The 18,873-nt window shown below is 52.7% G+C and carries 11 protein-coding genes and 2 pseudogenes; 5 read left to right on the plus strand and 8 right to left on the minus strand.

The annotated features are described in order from the left end of the window. The first annotated feature begins 58 nt into the window (after positions 1–58). Positions 59–991 (plus strand): rhomboid family intramembrane serine protease, encoded by a 933-nt coding sequence (locus SH527x_RS04855; RefSeq protein ID WP_437193524.1) that lies wholly within the window; start codon positions 59–61, stop codon positions 989–991. A 136-nt stretch (positions 992–1,127) separates the two neighbouring features. Here SH527x_RS04855 and SH527x_RS04860 read toward each other — a convergent pair. The 6 genes and pseudogenes from SH527x_RS04860 to rplU all read right to left on the minus strand — a co-directional run. Further along, a pseudogene (locus SH527x_RS04860) lies at positions 1,128–1,283 on the minus strand (DUF1552 domain-containing protein); the annotation flags it as partial. Between the two features lie 13 nt (positions 1,284–1,296). After that, positions 1,297–2,230, minus strand: a protein-coding gene (locus tag SH527x_RS04865) for an IS630 family transposase (RefSeq protein WP_437191016.1) whose coding sequence is annotated in 2 segments (ribosomal slippage) — positions 1,297–1,890 and positions 1,892–2,230 — 933 coding nt in all. Because the reading frame shifts where the segments join, the coding sequence is not laid out codon by codon here. Positions 2,231–2,284: 54 nt separating this feature from the next. Then, entirely contained in the window at positions 2,285–3,508 is a 1,224-nt protein-coding gene (locus tag SH527x_RS04870) for a DUF1552 domain-containing protein (RefSeq protein WP_437193525.1), read from the minus strand. 6 nt (positions 3,509–3,514) lie between these two features. Continuing rightward, positions 3,515–3,802, minus strand: coding sequence for a DUF1585 domain-containing protein (locus tag SH527x_RS04875; RefSeq protein WP_437194587.1), 288 nt, complete (start codon positions 3,800–3,802; stop codon positions 3,515–3,517). Between the two features lie 81 nt (positions 3,803–3,883). Then, positions 3,884–6,498: pseudogene (locus tag SH527x_RS04880) on the minus strand (DUF1592 domain-containing protein); the annotation flags it as partial. A gap of 463 nt (positions 6,499–6,961) precedes the next feature. Beyond that, positions 6,962–7,309 carry a 50S ribosomal protein L21 gene (gene rplU, locus SH527x_RS04885; protein ID WP_437193526.1) on the minus strand — a complete coding sequence of 116 codons (348 nt, stop codon included), beginning with the start codon at positions 7,307–7,309 and terminating at the stop codon, positions 6,962–6,964. Positions 7,310–7,986: 677 nt separating this feature from the next. Between rplU and SH527x_RS04890 the strand changes: the two genes are divergently transcribed. Continuing rightward, entirely contained in the window at positions 7,987–9,249 is a 1,263-nt protein-coding gene (locus SH527x_RS04890; RefSeq protein ID WP_437193527.1) for a hypothetical protein, read from the plus strand. A gap of 149 nt (positions 9,250–9,398) precedes the next feature. Here SH527x_RS04890 and SH527x_RS04895 read toward each other — a convergent pair whose 3' ends face one another. Beyond that, positions 9,399–9,635 carry a hypothetical protein gene (locus tag SH527x_RS04895; protein ID WP_437193528.1) on the minus strand — a complete coding sequence of 79 codons (237 nt, stop codon included), beginning with the start codon at positions 9,633–9,635 and terminating at the stop codon, positions 9,399–9,401. A gap of 468 nt (positions 9,636–10,103) precedes the next feature. On the opposite strand from SH527x_RS04895, the gene SH527x_RS04900 reads away from it, so the two are divergent. The 3 genes from SH527x_RS04900 (at position 10,104) to SH527x_RS04910 (ending at position 15,919) form a co-directional block, all read left to right on the plus strand. Beyond that, positions 10,104–13,526 carry a DUF1553 domain-containing protein gene (locus tag SH527x_RS04900; protein WP_437193529.1) on the plus strand — a complete coding sequence of 1,141 codons (3,423 nt, stop codon included), beginning with the start codon at positions 10,104–10,106 and terminating at the stop codon, positions 13,524–13,526. A gap of 113 nt (positions 13,527–13,639) precedes the next feature. Further along, complete coding sequence (locus tag SH527x_RS04905; RefSeq protein WP_437193530.1) at positions 13,640–14,953, plus strand: DUF1501 domain-containing protein; 1,314 nt, start codon at positions 13,640–13,642, stop codon at positions 14,951–14,953. 114 nt (positions 14,954–15,067) lie between these two features. After that, the gene (locus SH527x_RS04910) at positions 15,068–15,919 is read left to right on the plus strand and encodes an alpha/beta hydrolase (RefSeq protein ID WP_437193531.1); all 852 of its coding nucleotides are present in this window, start codon (positions 15,068–15,070) and stop codon (positions 15,917–15,919) included. A gap of 202 nt (positions 15,920–16,121) precedes the next feature. On the opposite strand, the gene topA is transcribed toward SH527x_RS04910, so the two are convergent. Continuing rightward, on the minus strand, positions 16,122–18,773 hold the full coding sequence (gene topA, locus SH527x_RS04915) for a type I DNA topoisomerase (RefSeq protein ID WP_437193532.1): 2,652 nt from the start codon (positions 18,771–18,773) through the stop codon (positions 16,122–16,124). Between the last annotated feature and the right edge of the window lie 100 nt (positions 18,774–18,873).

The raw sequence follows: 18,873 nt of genomic DNA on the forward strand, positions 1-18,873 counted from the left end.
GATTGGGGAATTGTAGCCCTGAAGGTACGCTGTAATATTTGGTCAGCCGAAGTTCGAGTTGAAACTGTCTCTGGAAGGCACCGGGATCATGGGGATTGAATATCGCGAATACATGTCGAACGGACCGACGTATCGCGGATCGGGCATTCATGGCTGGACGGCCGTGAAGACGCTGATTGTACTCAACATCGTCATCTTCGTGCTGCAGGTCATGTTCCCGAACATACTTGAATCGTTTTTCGCGCTCAACACGTCTGCCGTATTGTATGGGCAGATCTGGCGTCTGACGACGTATGACTTCCTGCATGACGCTTCGAGCGATCTCCCTTTTCACCTGCTGTTCAACATGCTGCTTTTGTGGGTCGCGGGTGGTCGAGTTGAGGCCGCATTGGGGAAAAAAGAGTTTCTGGCGTTCTACCTTCTGGCCGGGATCTTCTCCGGGATCGTATTCATGGCCTGGGGGATGTTCATGGACTCACCAGGAGTTGCAATCGGTGCATCCGGAGCAGCAATCTCCGTGATGATCCTGTATGCGATGTATTGGCCGACAACCCGCTGGTACATCTGGGGAATTCTCCCAATTCCGGTCGGGATCCTCGCCCTGCTGGCTGCTGCGTCAGACATTTTCCCGATGATCCAACAACTCTCTGGCCGCGGAGCAGGCGGGAATATCGCCCACGCTGCTCACTTGGGAGGAATGCTCTTTGGTGTTCTCTACGCAAGAAATCGCTGGGAAATCCTGAGCTGGTTCCATTCTCGTCGCAAATCAGCGATGAAGAACCCATTCAAGAAGCGTCCGAACCTGAAAGTGCTGAATCCTGCAATCGATAACGATGACGAAGAGGTCGACAATACGATCCCACCTGCAATTGAGGCCCGTCTGGACCGCCTGCTGGAGAAGATTCTCGAACATGGAGAATCCAGCCTCACCGATGAAGAACGTCAATTCCTGTCAGATGTCAGTCGACGCTACAAGAACCGACGCCACTAAGGCGCCAACAGTGAATTAAAGAAACAGAAGCCGCCGTTTCAGCACATGAAACGGCGGCTTCGTCACTTTTCAGAGATCTCGATCTGAAAGCTCTTTTGGAAGATGCTCTGTCGCCCGAGATGAAAGATTCAACCGTCTAGAAACCTGCAAGTCTCTCTGTGGCGTCACCAAATTCGCCGACCTTCACCCCCATCCGGTCCATGATCGACAGATAGAGACTGCACAACTTGCGGTTCTCGTCTCCTTTGTCGGTGTAATCCAGAACCCGACCGGTTTCGATCGTTCCACCTAGAGCAATTTGCATTTTAACTTCCCCTGTATCCGCAACTCAGGAAATAGTTTCGGCATTCATTGGGAGTGAAGGTTTCGATGAGGGCTCCGATTCGCTTCCAGAGGTTCTCAATGGTCCGTTCGGCGAATTTGCGGAGGAGTGCTTTCAGCTTCGAGAACGCTTTCTCAATCGGATTGAAATCCGGTGAATAAGGCGGCAGATAAAAGACGCTGGCCCCGACCGCTTCAATGGCTTGAATGACTTCTGGCTGTTTGTGACAAGGGAGATTGTCCAGCACCACAATCTCTTTGCGATTCAATGTCGGAACCAGACACTGCTGGATGTACGCCAGAAATGATTCCCGATTCATGGGGCCATCCAGCACCATGGGGGCCGTCACGCCGGTGCAGCGGAGTGCGGCAATGAATGTGATCGTTTTCCAGTGCCCATGTGGCACCTGACTGCGGACACGTTCCGACTTGTTCCCCCAACCGTAAAGTCGGGCCATCTTCGTGTTGGCCCCGGTTTCATCGAGAAAGATGAGCCTCTGCTGGGGCTTGGGGCGAACCAGAATCCCCCACCAGCGACGCTTCTCTTTCACGTCAGGACGTTGCTGTTCTGAGGCGTGCAGAACTTTTTTTGAGCCGGATTCCCCAACGACGCAAGGTGCGACTCAATGCTGAAACAGAGATGGCCAACCCTAACTGATCAATCAGGGACTGCAACGTCAGGCTGGAATTGTCTGCAATGGCCTGCCTGATGTCCGCTTGACGATGGGCGACTTTGGATTTTCGCCCCACTCCAGCACGGATCGGTTCGAGAGATCCGGTTTTCTGACGATGGTGAATTAGGCTCCAAACTGTTTTCCGGTCGACCCGATACGTGCGAGCCACCTGAGACTGACTGACACCCTGGTCAATCGCTTCCAGTATCCGACGCCGCAAATCGACGGAGAGTGCATTCGACATAATGGTCCTCCATGACGCGACACACTCTCCCAAATTCGACACATCATGTGGAGATCAATTTGCAAAATGCTCTAGTCCGCCTGCCAGCAAAAGTGGAACCTTACTCGCATCGTGGCGCGATCCAGAGAACATACTGTTCACAAACTGCAGACAGGTATGATCGAGAACAGTCCCTTCCCCTTCCGGCATCGCGTCGAGACGTGAAATCAGGTACGCAAATTGACTGACGTAATACTGCGTCACCCGTTCATAGGCTTCAGACTTATCATCGTGAGATGCACCGTGATGAGCTGCGCGAACGTCAAGGAATGGATAGAACAACCCGGAAATATCGCGGCAAAGTAAGAGTGAAGCGATTCGGGTTTTATCCGTCTGGAACCCCAATGCAATCAGATCACACATCAAACGCATGTGATCACGAACATCTTCCGGAAGCCCGTTCTCAGGTCGCGGCATCGTTAAAGCCGCCTGCCCGGCCTTATTGGCTCGCGCGTCTCCAGCGTCTTTCTCTTTTCGCATTGGAGTAATGCGGCGTTCAACCTCGCGGACACTGGTGAGGTATTCATCGAGTTTGGCGCGGTCTCCCACACTCACCCGACGAGTCAAACTCGAAGTGTCTTCTCGCACCCGATCGAGAATGCTCTTATTTCGCTCACTGCCACGATTTTCAAACAGCGCGTCGAACGCCAGTGAGGGATAAACCTCCATTGGGACAGGCGATGTCGCACTCTGCCAGGAGATATGTGAGCTATAGGCCATCGAGAAGTTGGTCTCGTGATAGCCGGTGATCGGCTGCTCGCACCCCAACACCATGCTTGGCTGAACAGTCTCTTCACCCAAATGCCTGGCAAGCAACTGGTCGACGCTGATTCCCCCCTTCAGCTCGGAACCTTTCTGCAGTGCAGCTCCCGAAAGAATGTTACCTGTCTGGCCAGGGTGGATTCCGACGCCTGTTGCCTGCTTATTGAAAAGCCCCTGAATGACGTTGATCTTCGAACGATGAGGACTCAACGGCTCAAGGCAGCGACCGAGTTCCATCTCACTTCCGGAACCGCTGGCGAACCATTGATCCGGGTTGACGCCACAACCCATGAACATGGCGGCATAGCGCTTCGGAAATGCGGCTGCCCCTGCTGAAGTCGACTGACCTGCCAAGGCGGAAATCGATTCCAACCAAGGCAAACCTAAAGTGACACCGACACCCTGCAGGAATGTCCGACGACTCACACCATGTCGATCGTTCAAGGGATCGTTCGCCGCTTTGTTGTATTGGCTCATGGAGATTCAATCCTCTGTCTGAACGTTGGTGACGCGTTTGTTCAAGAATTGCGGACTCGTAACGATGACTTCGACCAGATCGCCAAGTCGTCCTTCATTCGAATCAATTTTTTCAGTCATTTTCATGATTGTTGCATCGTCTGTCGGAAGTAGCGTCCGCCCCAGTCCGTAGGCGAGAAGCTTTCGACACAGATTTTCGTTGAAGTCGTCCTGACGTGATGCAATCAGATATTCGCGGAGACCATTCAGGCCCTCGCCTTCAGAACCACCTGGGTATGTGACCTGAGTTTCCACCGGACGGCCTCCCAGATCAAGGGTACGATACTCTCCAACAGGTCCATAGGCCTCAAAGGCCAATCCAAAACTGTCAATCCGCTCATGGCAGCCGGAACAGGCCTTATCGGCGCGGTGACGACTCAAGACTTCCCGCAACGTCAAGTCGCCCAATTTCGTCTCATCTTCAGGCAAATCTGGTACGTCTGGAGGCGGAGCTGGAAGTTCTCTCCCAGCAATCGTTTCACAACCCAATAGCCGCGTTTGACGGGGCTCGTGCGCAGTCCCGGGGAGTTCTGTGTCATGAAGACCGCCATCGGCAGCAATCCCCCTCGCCCTGACGAAATCGCGTCTTCAACTCGAACCCATTCCGCTGGATTCTGACTCTGGATCGTGATGCCGTAGTGTTTGGCGAGAGATGCATTCACGAAGGTGTGTTTCCCTTCGATGAACTCAGTGACAGGCCGTTCGTTCTTTGCGACATCCAGAAAGAACTGGATTGGTTCTTCAAACATGGACCGGCGCAACGTGTCATCGAACATTGGAAAACGTTCGCGATCGACACTGTTATGTCCTTCGAAACGACGAAAATCGAGCCAGTTCCCACAGAACTCGGTCGCCAGTCCACGCACCCGATCATCCTTCAGCATGCGTCTGGCCTGTTGTGCTAAGACAGTCGGCTTCTGCAACTCACCTGCTGTCGCCAGATCCAGCAGTTCCCGATCTGGCATACTGGCCCAGAGGAAATAACTGAGTCGGTTTGCGAGATCAATGTTTGAAAGTGGAAGGACCTGCTTTCCTTCACCGGGAAGATCAACTCGATAACAGAAATGAGGGGACATGAGGATCCCGACCAATGAATCGCGGATTGCGTCCTCATGACTCAAGCCGTCCAGATCATGCAACTGACGGTAGAACTGAACAATGCCATCTCGCTCGACCTCAGTTAACGGGCGACGAAATGCCTGCTCAGCGAACTGCTTCAATCGCTCAAGATGCGCAGGCTCAGCGTCACGTCGACTCTTCTCAAATTCTCGAACGGTCTGTGCAAAGACCTGAAATTGCTCTTCAATTGCCTGATATGCCAGGTCACTCGCTTTGACTTCCGTCGCTTTCTCCAGGTATGCCGCCGCGAAGCGACTCATATTCACTTCGGAGATCGCATCCTTGGATTCTGCTCGCACGAAGTCGAATCTTGAGTCCCCCTGGATGTATCCGTTCTCAGCGCGCTCATACCACAAATAGCTTGCGTATTGCCGCACTGGGGAAGTCGTCACGAAGTAGAATTCATCCCACAGCTGGTCTAACTCTTTCTGTTGGGATTCATCGAGCACCAGTTCATAAAGCGGACCATCATCGCGAAAGAAGCCGGTCATGCTGTGAAACCCGGCACTGAGCAATCGCCCCTTGTTCCCTTTATCTCCGTTATCCAGATAAAACCGAGCCCGCTCTTTGACATAGAACTGATCAGGGAAGACCCCGCAAAAGCGATGAAAACTCTCTTCATAAGCGGCCTGATCTCCCTCGGATTCAGGAGCCTTCAGAACCTGTTTCAAATCATCTGAAAGCTTGAGTTCATCCATCTTGATTGCAGCCGAATTCGACGAATACCGCATTCGATTCGCGGCCATCCGTCGATTTTTCCACATCACAAACGGCTGAGACCCCTTACCGATTCTGGGAGCTGTCAAGTTTTCGATCTCTGGAACGAGCTGAGCACGGAGAGCAAGTACAAGCTCCGCCATTTCTTGACAGGCCTGACGCGCCGTGTCGGCTCCAGCGTTGCCCGGCTCTGGCAATGTGCGCCAAATTGCTTGAAGCACAGCAATTGGACCAGTCTCTTCCTGCTTCCCGTTCAGGACGGAATCGACTGTCGTGAGATACTTCAGACTGAGCCCGTCCTGATGCGCGATCTCGGCCAGCGTCAGCTGCGGTTTGCCCAATGATTGACGATGCTGATGTCGCCACAGTGCCAGAAAATAGTCCGTGTAATCAACCCGTTGTTTCAGATAAAAGTCAACGATCCGGTTGACGCTATAGCGATCACGGTCGGTATCAGCCAGCACGTTATACGGAGCAAACGTGAAGCCATCCGGCTTCAGGACCAGATGGTCAGAAACGTACCTCGCGGCATCAAGATATTTCTTGACGAGCGCAGGTGACATTGCAAGCGATTCGGCGGTGTTGTCGAACCCCTCCTTATTCGCAGGGTCAACAGGAAACTCTTTCGTCGGCTTCAGATCAACGCCGGTCAGATCCCGAATCGAGTTATCATACTCTGCATTACTCAGACGACGGGCAGCCACGATCCCGGGGTCACCTGAATTCTTCGTTGCTTCCTGCTTTCGAAAATCCTTGATCCATTTCACAACCGCCGCAACAGTCTCCGCCTCAGGCTGCGTTTCAATTTGTGGGGGAGGCATCGATGAAGTTTCAACCTGCTCCATCACCAGCTGCAAGATGTCGAGACTCCCTGCGAGAGTCGTTGAATTCTCAAACTTGCTGAGATTCAAACCTCCTTCCGCTTCAAGCTCACCGTGACAATCGACGCAGTGCTTGGCGAAGAACGGTTGAACGACCTGTCGAAATCGTGCTTCGATCTCAGGATCAGACACCACAACCTGATCAGCTGCCAGACTCACAAGACCAACGAGTAATGTCGTCCCGAGAAGTCCGAATGCCAGGAATACCGTCGACCGCATCAAAAATTTCCTCATTCAAACGACGACAAGTTCCAAGGCATCCCCTCGAAGTCCATAGATGCTACGGGATCGTAGTCATGTAGACTCATTTCCAAAGACATCAAGGAGTTGCACTCATTCGCCACTTGAGAATAGTAATCCTTCTGCCCCAACGAACTCTACCCTGACACAAGTCGTTTTTGATTCATTTTCCGGAACAGCAAGTCAATGGAGGGGCCCAATTGCAGAGGGGCATCCCACTGGAATCAGGAAAAACCTGCTTCAAAAGCAACCGAGAGGACGAGCGAGAAGAGAAGCAGCAACCTCAAATACAAGCGCATCAAACGACAAAAACACCCTGTCCGCGAAACGGAAGGGTGCTTTGAATTTCTGATTGCGCAACAGACGATCACCCTCAAAATGAGGACACACCGTCTGATCACTTGCAACAGTGGCGAAGACACACCATTGGTGTGCCATAGACACTGATCAAGCGAAACTACGACTTCTGTTCGACGATTTCAAGGTTTGGAACCTTGATCGCTGTGATCTTCACACCAGTGTATTTCTGGCGGTGACCAGTGTGGCGACGTGAGTTCTTACGTCGTCGGAACTTCTGAACTTCGATCTTCTGGCCCTTTACGGTTGCTTCAACAACCTGAGCTTCAACAACGGCTCCGGCCAGTGTTGGAAGCCCGATCTGGCTAGCGCCGCCGCCATTGGCCAGCAGCACCTGATCGAACGTCAGAGTCGAACCAACTTCCACTCCGTCGCGGTAATCGATTGTCAGGACTTGGCCTGGCTCGACACGGAGTTGGTGACCGCTCTCTTCAATGATGGCGAACATGTTCAATCACTCACAATGGAAAACGAATCTCGAGTTCCCGGGGCCGAAACCGCCGGTGGCACCTGAGCATCTTTCTGCATAGCAGGTGCAAATCAACCTGGGCTGCATCCAATTGCCGGCCAGCAGGGAATCGAGGAAGATAAAGACTTTCGCACGAAATTGCGAGACTGCACAGGTTCAATTTTTCGGACTCATCCAATCTCATCAACTTTTTTCGTCAAAAGAAACTAAAATGGCCGCATCTTGAGGGTTAAGGCGATCATCAGGACATCCAAGTCTGCGACCGGCGACAATTCTAACTGAACTCAAAACTTCATGTTGATGCGAACCAGTTTCCTTTAATGATACGTGAGATGCCTGTCAAAGGGGGCACAATCGAAGGGGGCTCAAACCGTCAACAGCGAGGCCGTCCCATGAGAATCGATTTATTCGTATTTTGACTAACACCTGATTTACTCGGCGAGTTCCGCACAATCGTGGGGGATCGGGCAATCTGCCTAACTAAAGCGTCAAACTTGAATTAATTCTCAAAGAACCGCACCTTCGGCAAAGAAAACCGATTTGACACACCCCCGACTACTGGTAAAACAGGCAAAGTGGAGGCAATTATTGAACGGATTCTCCAGTCAGGACGGCGAAGAAGAGTCTGGATTTCTAATAGGGAAGGCCCTTACGTTATGCAATTCGCCAAACGCCGCAAGATCCGGAACAGCCTGGCCTTAGCAGCAATCGCTACTTTTTCAGGCCCATTTGTTGCCACAACAGAGGCAGGATTTATCCCATGGGCATATAACGCTGTATTCGGCTATGGCCCAGCTTTCCCGAACCGAGGAGCTCCAATGGCTTACGGCGCGGGATATGGCCCGAGCGCTCCTTATTATAACGGGGGCTTCTACGGTGGTGGATATTCTACCCAGATGACCAGCTCCTACGGCCCTTACTACGGCGGTGGAGTCGACTGGTCGGCAGGGTATGGTTACGGCGGTTACGGCTGCGCAACCAACTATGGCTGCAACCCATGCGGCGGATCGCCATGCGGAGTCGGCTGCTCCGGAACAGCAAATTGTGGATGCGACGCCTGTGGCAACGACAATTGCAACACAGGTAACGCTCCGCCACTCTCAAACGGCCCAACGCCTGATAACAACCAGAATCAGCAGAAGCCTGCAGAGCCGCAGACTCAGCCAACCTATCGCAAAGATCCTCCACCAGACGAATTCGTCCCTGTTCGACCACGAGATCAGGAGTCACGTCCGAATCTTCCGAACTCCACGATTCCTGGGAGCCCACGCACTAACCAACCGGCTCCAGGAATGCCAGGCGGGGGTTCGTTGCCGAACTCCTCAATTCCAGGCGGAAACCTGCAAGGAAATCCTCAGCCAGGAAATTCTGGATTCCCAAACTCCAACAACCCTGCTGGAAATCCGGGATCGATGAATCCAAACTCTGGTGTACCGGGTTCAACCGTCCCAAGCTCAGGCCTTCCCGGTTCAAGCATTCCAAATTCCAGCATTCCGAACATGAATCAACCTGCAGGAGCGCCGGCAACGACAATCCCAGGGAGTTCGCTGCCGGGTGGAAATCCAGCTGGATCGTCAATTCCAAACGCAAACGATCTTCCGGGAGGGGCCAATCCGGCACCGAAAGAGAACCCGAGCAGCTCATTTGACTTGTTCAAAATGCCAACGGATCTCCCACGGGAACCTGCCCCATTGGATCCAACGAATCGCCCGGCGAGCCCTGCTCCAGAGCAGAAGAACGAAGAGTCAGGAGCTTCTGTCTCTCCGATCGATACCGATCTGCAGCTGACTGCGGATGTGCGTGTTGCTCGCCGACGTGTCCTGCGGGACGCGAGCTACTCGACGCCAGCAGTTGTTCGTGTCGACGTTGTGCCAGGAACCGTTGTGACTTCAACTGTAGAGACTCTTGCTCAGAAGTAGTCACGAGTCGCAATCACGTTCAATTGAATCTGCAAAAGAAACCGAACTGGCCAACCGGCTGGTTCGGTTTCTTTATTTAAGCACCCCCAAAGCCGACACACTCAAAACACAGCCATCGCGAAACGGCTGTCGCAGAGATTTTCGCCGGCTCAGCTTCCTTTTTGAATGCGGCCTAAATCCGCTTCTGTCACGACAATTTTGCGAATGAATCCTGTGTGCGTACGTTCGTAGGAAAGAGTCGACGCCAGCGCTGGCAGTCGATGAATCGCCTGTGCGAATTGCCGCTTCTTCTCCTCTGGCAAATTTTCCAGACTTTTGTCCCAATCGGTTGTCACCTCGACGACCAGCGACTCGAGTCGAGGATCAAATTTGTCGTACCCTGCCATGCGGCTCACTTACACAAAGGTTCAATCTGACACTTCCTCGTCAATTAGAGCAAATTAGCGGTCACTCAGCATCTTTCTCGCTTCAAAACGAAGCCTGCACCGCCAGCTGAGCGAAAATTGCATCTCACCAGAGCCCCCCTATCCCACCCTTGCCACTCCGTCGACCCAGACTGCCCCGACGACCAACACTCACTCTAGACAATATGGAACAGCAGATTTCTTATTTCGAAATACACCATTATTCCTTGATATTACTCAGATAAAATTCGCGATCGGCTCTGTGGACCTATGGAATCAAAGGTAGCTGATTGGTACTCTTATTAGTGAAAACAAACGCATCTGCCATTGTTCACTTATTGACCTGAGTGGATTTGCGGGAGTTTTCACCCGCCTGCCATGCCACGCATTGAGATGTGCTGGCACACACCCTTCCGATTGATCTCCGTTAATGATCAGGATTGTCCGCTGATGACAAGTGCTTCAAGCATCGGGGCCAGACTGAGAGTACAGACGGTACTCTCCATCTTTTTATTTGGATCATTCGCAACCGCTGCGGAACCGCCGGCAGCTGAAAAATCACCTGACAGCAAGCCAGCGGCGGCTGTTGGAACCGACGAGTACTCGAAGCTCGTTATCCGTGATGGAGCTGTCGCCTATTGGCGGTTTTCTGCGGCTCAGGATGGTCCGATCCCAAATGAAATGGATCTGGCGAACAGCAGTCTGCAGCTCGTGCCAAACTCAACATTCCCGGTCGGGATCGCTGGTCCGGTTCCCAACGAATTTCCAAAGTTCGGCGCAGAGAACCGCGCTGTCCAGATGAAGGATGCCAGCCAGTTCTATCGTCTCGTCGATCCGGGTGAAAAAAGTGCGCTCGACTTCGATCTCGGTGACGCCATCACAATCGAAGCCTGGGTGAATCCTGATCCAGATTTGAAAGGGAGCGTTTACCTGATTGGAAAAGGACGCCTGGCTCCCAACAAGAACAATCAGAATTTTGCGTTTCGACTGAATTCAACGGGATCGGGATTGGCTCCTGGATTCCTGTTTCGCAGTCGTGGTGAAAAGGCGGGCTGGCACCGCTGGACATCCACCGACACGCTGGCAACCGGAGATGGATGGCACCATGTCGCGATGACATACAAATTCGGCGAGGGGAAAAGCCTTGCAGTGTATATCGACGGCGTTCTTTGCAAAGGACGCTGGGACATGGATGGAATGAGCGACAATGCCCCTGTCGTTGACAACGACGAAGTCTGGGTTGGAACCTCAATGGGGGCAACTCAGGCGGTCACTTATCAAGGGGGGCTGGATGAAGTCGCGCTCTACCGTACGGCTCTCCCCGCCAAGACAATTCAGGAACATTACAAATACGTCCCACCTAAGCTGGAAATCGCAAACAACATCATTCCAGAAAAGGGCGTGCTCGTTGACATCTATGAAAATGTCGGAGGCCGAAAAACCTGGAATTTCCGCCCGCCAAAATACACTGAAAGCTTCGAAGTTCCGTCGTTTGGATTCATCGATCTCCCAAAGAAGTACAACGAAAAGGCTCTGATTGCTGACCGCAGCAATCCGTTTCTGATGCGAGCCACCGGCTATGTCGTCATCCCGGAAGGCGAACATCGTCTGCTCGTCCGTTCAAGAAATTCGGCCAGAGTTTACCTCGACAATAAACAGATTGCGGAGACCGCATTCCACAATCTCGGGGGAGACAACGGTCCGGTTTTTGAGATCGATCGCTCCCTTGCGCCGAACATTCGTCCCCTGCACCGTGGCGACAAAGAACAGGTTGTCACTGTTCAGGGTGATGGAAAATCTCACTTGCTGGCAATTGAAACCATTGTGGGCGGAAATGGTCGTCGACCAGAACTCGGTGAAACAGGAGTTTACCTGGCAACGCCAACTGGTGACTTCCGACTGCTTGGAACCGACCAGGAATTTTTGCTCACAGATGAGAACTGGGACGAATACGTTGAAAGTCAGGAAACATTCCTGAAAGCAGCGAACAAGCAGCGGCGTGCTGATGCAGATGTGAAAGAATCACAATATTGGGTTCGTCGGCACACTTGGGCCAAGGACATCGTCGCATCAAGTCCCGCAATCGCAATTCCTGAAGTTGGTCAGAAATGGCAAGGCAACAACTGGATCGACAGATTTATCGGCCAGAAACTCGAAGCGGCCGGAGTTACACCTGGCGCGGTCATTGATGACGCGACCTTCTTGCGTCGAGTCACACTGGACACCACTGGCCGAATGCCAACGATCGCAGAGATCGAACAGTATTTCGCAGACCCGGCAAATCAGCGTCGAAATCTTGCGATCGATCGCCTGCTGGCCTCCCCTGAATGGGCGGATCATTGGACCGGCTATTGGCAGGACGTGCTTGCAGAGAACCCGAATATCATCAACCCGACCCTGAACAATACAGGACCGTTTCGCTTCTGGATTCATGAGTCATTCGAAGATAACAAGCCTCTCGACCGGTTCGTCACCGAACTGGTGATGATGGAAGGAAGTCGCTATTTCGGAGGCCCTGCCGGCTTTGAAATGGCTTCCCAGAATGACGCCCCGATGGCGGCTAAATCTCACATTCTTGGAGAAGCGTTTCTTGCCGTCGAAATGAACTGTGCCCGTTGCCACGATGCCCCGTTTCATGATGTGAAGCAACGCGACCTCTTTGCTCTTTCAGCCATGTTGAATCGTGGCGACGTCAAACTCCCAGGAACAAGTACCGTCCCTGGAGGCTCCAACTCGCTGCTGATCGAGATCACGCTGCATCCCGGAGATGTCATTCCACCAGAATGGCCATTCGCCAAGTTCAGCGAAGAAGCTCCGCTTGAAGAGATGATGCGTAACCCGAAAGACACACGTGAAAAGCTGGCGCTGTTACTGACTTCGCCGCACAGCAAACGATTCGCCCCAGTTTTTGTGAACCGTTTGTGGTTGCGTTATCTCGGTCACGGATTTGTTGAGAAACCCGAGGATTGGGAACACGCAGAACCATCTCACCCCGAACTTCTCGAAGCCCTTTCTCGAGAATTCGTCTCGAACAATTACGACATCAAGCACCTTTCCCGACTCATCTTTCAGTCAGAAGCATATCAGCGAATCACTGCTGAAGGTGATGCTGCATTGGCCGAAGGACCGTACCTGTTCGCCAGACCAATTCAACGCCGGCTCAGTGCGGAGCAGTTTGTCGATTCGATCTTCTCGCTGTCAGACAAAGAGTTTGACGCCTATGTCATGTGCATTGATATCGACTCAAGCCGCGATCTGACCTCCTCACTGAACTTGGGACGTCCGACTCGATCCTGGCAGTTTGGATCGTTGTCGAACGAACGAGACCGACCAAGCCTGGCACTCCCGTTTGCGCAACCATTCGTTTCGACACTGGAAGGTTTTGGATGGCGCAGTTCGCGACAGGATCCTCTCACGATTCGAGAGTCCGCACCAACTCCGATGCAACCTGCCGAAGTGGCAAACGGATTGCTGACACGCCGAGTTTGCACATTGAGCGAAGACAGCGGTTTCACAACCCTCGCGATGGAAGATCAGACGGTTGATCAACTCGTTGACAACATCTTCCGCAAAGTCCTCACCCGACTGCCAACTCCTTCAGAACGAGAATTGTTTACCAAACTGCTCAAAGAAGGCTACGACGCCCGTCGTGTCGCCAACGCAGAAGTAAAACCTCGAGTTCGCATGCATCGAAATCAGGTTGCCTGGACAAACCATCTGCATCCAGATGCAAGCACGATTAAATTGAAACTGGAAGAAGAAGTTCGCCAAGGCGATCCTCCAACTGTTCGCCTTCAAGCCGACTGGCGGGAGCGCATGGAAGACGTGGTTTGGGTGCTCGTGAATTCACCTGAGTTCATGTTCGTTCCATAGCCATTTCGGTAAAGCAATATTCGTACGTTTGAAACATTCGTTGACCACCGCCGAAGCTTTATTTTGCGATGGTCTCCTCGATCAGCATTCACTCCGTTTCAGGGAGACAGGGAATGTTCGAAGCCTCGTCACGACGCGATTTTCTGAAGTACGCCGCTGCAGGAACAGCAGGTCTGGTTGCAGGGTCGGCCGGTCTCAACCCGTTGCTCGCAAGCACTGCGAAGAAAGCATTTCCTAAAGGAAAGGCCGAGCACTGTATCATGATCTGGCTGGGCGGTGGCTCTGCGCAGATGGATACATGGGATCCCAAACGTCGTGGCGATGCCAAAGCCAATGTGGCCGGCTCTTATTACGATCCCATCGACACTGCAGTTCCGGGAGTGCAAGTGTGTGAGCACTTGAAACATTGTGCTCCACTGATGGACCGCTTCAACTTGTTGCGAACAGTCAAGCATGACGTTATCGACGAGCATGCTGCCGCAACGAATCGGATGCACACGGGACGTCCCACAGCCGGCACAATCATCTATCCGTCCATCGGGTCGCTGATTTCCTACAAACGTGGACCAGTCAGTGAAAACGCTCCGCCGTACATCCTGATTGGTTACCCGAACCTGACTCGTGGGCCGGGTTTCCTTGGCTCCAAAGCAGGATATGTCTACCTGACGAGCACAGAGAGTGGTCCAGAGAGTTTCACGCGTTCACCTGACATCACCACTGCCCGACAATCTCGCCGCGAGAGAATGCTGGAGCAGGTTCGCGCCGAGTACCGTGAGCGCGCAACAGGTGGAAAGACAATTCAGGACTACGATGCAACGGTCAGTGCCGCATTGCGTCTTTCAGGTCCAGAATTCATGAATGTCTTCAAGCTTGATGAAGAGAAATCGGATCTGAGAAATCGTTACGGAAGTGAATTCGGCCAGCGTTTGCTGCTCTCACGCCGATTGCTTCAGTCTGGTGTCCGTTTCATTGAAGTCTCTCATAACATGAACTTTGTGAACGGCAGTGGCTGGGATACTCACAATTCCGGGCAGTTGAACCAGCACCTGCTAGTTCAGGATCTGGATCAGGGGCTCTCAGCGTTGATTGTCGACCTCGAAGCTCACAATATGCTGGACAAAACTCTGATTGTCGTTGCCTCCGAGTTCGGGCGACCAGCGAGCTTTGATAGCGGTGGAGGCCGCGGACATCACGCAGAAGCTTTCACCGTGGCAATGGCCGGTGGTGGACTGCAAAACGGTAAGATGATCGGAACAACAGACGAACTCGCGATGAAGCCACTCGATCGTTCCGTCACCGTCCCAGACATGTTCGCGACGATGTGTTGTGCGCTTGGAATCAATCCGGCGGAAGAACTGTATGCAGCTGGAGACCGACCGGTTCCAATTACGGATCAGGGCGAACCGATTCGCGAATTGTTCTCCTGATTCCTCTCGCAATCGAGTCAACGGCGTGTGCAATCCATAAATTTGCACACGCCGTTTATCATTTGTATTTCTCGAATTCCTTGATCGACTGCGTTCACACGGACTACGACGACTATGCAGAAACAATCCCTGAGAGTTCTTCGGCTTCGCTTCTTCGGAGCCCTTGCTGTCATCGCTCTTTGCGCGAGTTTTGCACAGGCGGACAGTCCCCAAATCACATACAAAGTTGTCGAAGGAATTCCCTACCGGAGCGACGCGAACGATCTGGATGGGTATGCAAAATCTCAGTGCGTCGTTGACCTTTATGTCCCGACGAATCGAAAGAACTTCCCCACCGTAGTCTGGTTTCACGGCGGAGGACTGACCGGAGGTCGGCGTCAGATCCCAGCGGAATTGAAGAACAAGGGCATCGCCGTTGTCGGGGTCGGATATCGGCTGAGCCCCAAGGTGAAAGTTGAACAATGCGTAGACGATGCCGCCGCTGCTTTCGCATGGACTTTCAATTCCATCGAGCAGTACGGTGGCTCGCCGAAGTTGATCTTCGTGAGTGGCGCCTCGGCTGGTGGTTACCTGTCAGCGCTGATCACATTAGATAAGCGGCGATTGGCGAAATACGAAATCGATGCCAATCAAATTGCCGGTTCCATTCCGTTCACAGGGCAAGCGATTACGCACTTCACAGCACGAGCCGAACGAGGAATTCCCAATCACCAACCGGTCATTGATGAACTCGCCCCTCTTTACCATGTTCGGGGAGACGCGTGTCCAATTCTGATCATCTCAGGCGATCGTGAACTCGATTTGCCGAGCCGATTTGAAGAGAACGCATATTTCCACCGGCTCTTGAAGTTGGTCAAACACCCTGATGCTGAACTCATCGAAATCAAGGGAACCAACCATGGAACCGTGGTTGCAGCAGGCTTCCCAGAGATGCTGAAGTTCGTGAATCGACTGTCTCAGAAGTAGACCGGTTTAGTCTCACGTGTGACATGAGGCGGTTTCAAAACCGAGCGGGCGAGGCTCTGGCCGAGTGTCGTCCAAGCTCTGCTATAGGTCGTCATCGAAATCAAGTAAAACGAAAAAAGGCCGTCTTCCATCAGGAGACGGCCTTTTCCATTTGTCAGAGCTCACACCAGAGCAACTAGAAAGAGAGAGGAAACGGCATCGATTACTCTTCTGCCGCCTTCTTCTTGGCTGCTTTCTTTGCAGCTTTCTTCTTCGGTGCGGCCTTCTTCTTTGGAGCAGCAGCGGTCTTCTTTTTGGATCCCTTTTTCCCAGTGGCACCGGCCCGGGCTTCCAGCAGCTTGATCCCTTCCTCCAATGTCACCGCCATTGGATCGGATTCTTTTGGAATCGTCGCGTTCACTTTTCCCCATTTGACGTACGCACCATAACGACCTTCATAGATCGCGACTGGCTTCTCGTCTTCAGGGTGAACTCCCAATTCCTTCAATGGAGTGGCCGCAGCACGCCCCTTGAAATCCTTGAACAGTTCCACTGCCCGATCAAGAGTGATCGTCAGAATATCGTCGTCTTTAGTGAGCGATTTGTACCGTCCAGAATGCTGAACGTAGGGACCGAACCGTCCGACACCGGCGTTCACGACTTTATTGTCATCTGGATGGTGCCCCAAACGGCGCGGCAGTTCCAGAAGTTTCATCGCGATATCAAAGTCGACATCGGTCGGTGAAATGTTCTTTGGAATTGAAACCCGCTTTGGCTTTGGTTCGTCTTCGACAACTTCGCCCAATTGCAGGTAAGGACCGAATGGCCCTGACATCAGGAAAATCGGCACCCCTTGTTCTGGATGCATCCCGAGTGAAAGAGGGCCCTGCTTCTTCAGCTTGATCAGATTGGCTGCGAGCTCATCATTCAACTCCGCAGGTGCAACATCATCAGGCAACGACGCATTGACAGTTTCGCCGTTTTCCTGAGCTTCGAGATATGGTCCATAACGGCCAACCCGAACCGAAGAGGACAAACCATTCAGCTGAATCGTGCAGGCATCGCGAGGGTCAATGGACTCCTTCTTCAATTCCACCTGTTGATTCAACCCCGTTTCGCCAGAGTAGAACTTCTCCAGGTATGGCAGACGCTGCGTTTCGCCGTTGGAAATATCATCCAGCGATTGTTCCATTTGTGCGGTGAATTGCGTATCGACCAGATTCGGGAAGTACGTTTCCAGCAGACGAGTGACAGCCAACGCAGTAAAGGTTGGAATCAACTGATTATTTGCCTTGCGAACGTACCCTCGGTCCTGCACGGTACTGATGATGCTCGCATAAGTTGACGGGCGGCCAATACCTTCCGCTTCGAGCTTACGAACAAGCGTCGCTTCCGTGTAACGCGCTGGTGGCTTGGTTTCGTGAAAGAGCGACTCGATTTCTTTGCAATCGACTTTCTGCCCCTCTTTCAGATCCGGCAGAACGGAATCCTGATCTTCAAGTGCCGCTTCCGGATCGTCCGATCCTTCGACATAAGCACGGAAGTAACCTGGGAATTCGACCTTGCGGCCTGTCGCTTTGAATTCTGCATCGCCAGCGACGATCGTCACCGTATCAAATCGCAGTTGTGCGTCGGCCATCTGGGTCGCGATTGTTCGCTTCCAGATCATGTCATAGAGACGTGCTTCGCGCCCACTCAACCCAAGCTGGTCGGCGGTTTTCATTTCTTCGCCAGCAGGTCGAATCGCTTCGTGGGCCTCCTGAGCATTCTTCGTTTTATTGCTGTACTGACGTGGCGTTGGACTGAGAAACGCCGGGCCATAGTTACTTTCGATGCGATTTCGGGATGCGTCAACCGCTTCCTGAGACAGGGTCACACTGTCGGTACGCATGTAAGTGATATAACCGTCTTCGTACAGCCGCTGTGCCGTCTGCATTGTTTCGCGAGCAGACAGGCTCAGCTTCCGGTTCGCTTCCTGCTGCAGCGTACTTGTCGTGAACGGCGCTGGCGGTTTTCGAACCTGTTGGCGATGTTCAATTGAACTGATCGACCAGCTTGCTGAATCAAGCCGCGATTTCAAATCTTTTGCAGCTGTTTCACTCAAAAGCAGGACATCGACACCGTCTGTGATGCGTCCTGTCGCTTCGTCAAAGTCCTTACCTGCAGCGACGCGCTTCCCGCCTACCGTCGCCAGCTGTGCGGAGAATGACGTCCCCTCTGGTGTCTTCAGGTTTGCCTTCAAATCCCAATAAGCACCGCTTCGGAACGCCAGTCGTTCCAGTTCTCGCTGTACGAGAATCCGGACTGCAACGCTCTGAACTCGCCCGGCCGAAAGCCCCCGACGAATCTTTGTCCAGAGTAATGGAGAAAGCGTGTAACCATATAAGCGGTCGAGGATTCGGCGAGTTTCCTGAGCCTCAACCAGATTCATATCCAGATCGCGCGTATGCGACAGGGCCTCAAGAATCGCCTTCTTCGTGATTTCCGAGAACGTCATCCGCTTGATCGGGACGGTCGGCTTCAGCGTATCGACCAGATGCCAGCCAATACTTTCCCCTTCGCGGTCTTCGTCCGTCGCGACGATAAGCTCTTCAGCGTTCTTGAGAAGATCCTTAAGTTCTTTGACCGTTTTATTCTTCTCTGGCGAGATGATATAGAGCGGTTTAAATCCGTCGTCGACATTGACGCCAAGTCTGGTCCAGGATTCGGATTTTAATCCTTCCGGGATGTCGGCGGCCTTTTCCGGCAGATCGCGCACGTGCCCCATGCTGGCACGGACTTCATAGTCACTGCCCAGAAAGCCTGCGATTTTTTTGGCTTTTGCCGGTGATTCCACGATCACCAGCCCCCGCTTTTTCTTTTGCGAACTTGCCATCCGACCAGTCAATCTCGTTTTTCAGTCAGTGTCTGTATAAAGTTTCCGTATTTACCGTCTTAGGTCAAATCGGATTTGGCAATCAAGCTGCAGTCTGGAA

The organism is Planctomicrobium limosum (assembly GCF_051465645.1).
Lineage (GTDB): Bacteria > Planctomycetota > Planctomycetia > Planctomycetales > Planctomycetaceae > Planctomicrobium.

What these genes read in the sequence shown, in the direction of transcription:
- SH527x_RS04890 (WP_437193527.1), top strand. Translation starts at nt 7,987, where the DNA reads ATGCAATTCGCCAAACGCCGCAAGATCCGGAACAGCCTGGCCTTAGCA.
- topA (WP_437193532.1), bottom strand. Translation starts at nt 18,773, where the DNA reads ATGGCAAGTTCGCAAAAGAAAAAGCGGGGGCTGGTGATCGTGGAATCA.
- SH527x_RS04895 (WP_437193528.1), bottom strand. Translation starts at nt 9,635, where the DNA reads ATGGCAGGGTACGACAAATTTGATCCTCGACTCGAGTCGCTGGTCGTC.
- SH527x_RS04900 (WP_437193529.1), top strand. Translation starts at nt 10,104, where the DNA reads ATGACAAGTGCTTCAAGCATCGGGGCCAGACTGAGAGTACAGACGGTA.
- SH527x_RS04910 (WP_437193531.1), top strand. Translation starts at nt 15,068, where the DNA reads ATGCAGAAACAATCCCTGAGAGTTCTTCGGCTTCGCTTCTTCGGAGCC.
- SH527x_RS04905 (WP_437193530.1), top strand. Translation starts at nt 13,640, where the DNA reads ATGTTCGAAGCCTCGTCACGACGCGATTTTCTGAAGTACGCCGCTGCA.
- SH527x_RS04870 (WP_437193525.1), bottom strand. Translation starts at nt 3,508, where the DNA reads ATGAGCCAATACAACAAAGCGGCGAACGATCCCTTGAACGATCGACAT.
- rplU (WP_437193526.1), bottom strand. Translation starts at nt 7,309, where the DNA reads ATGTTCGCCATCATTGAAGAGAGCGGTCACCAACTCCGTGTCGAGCCA.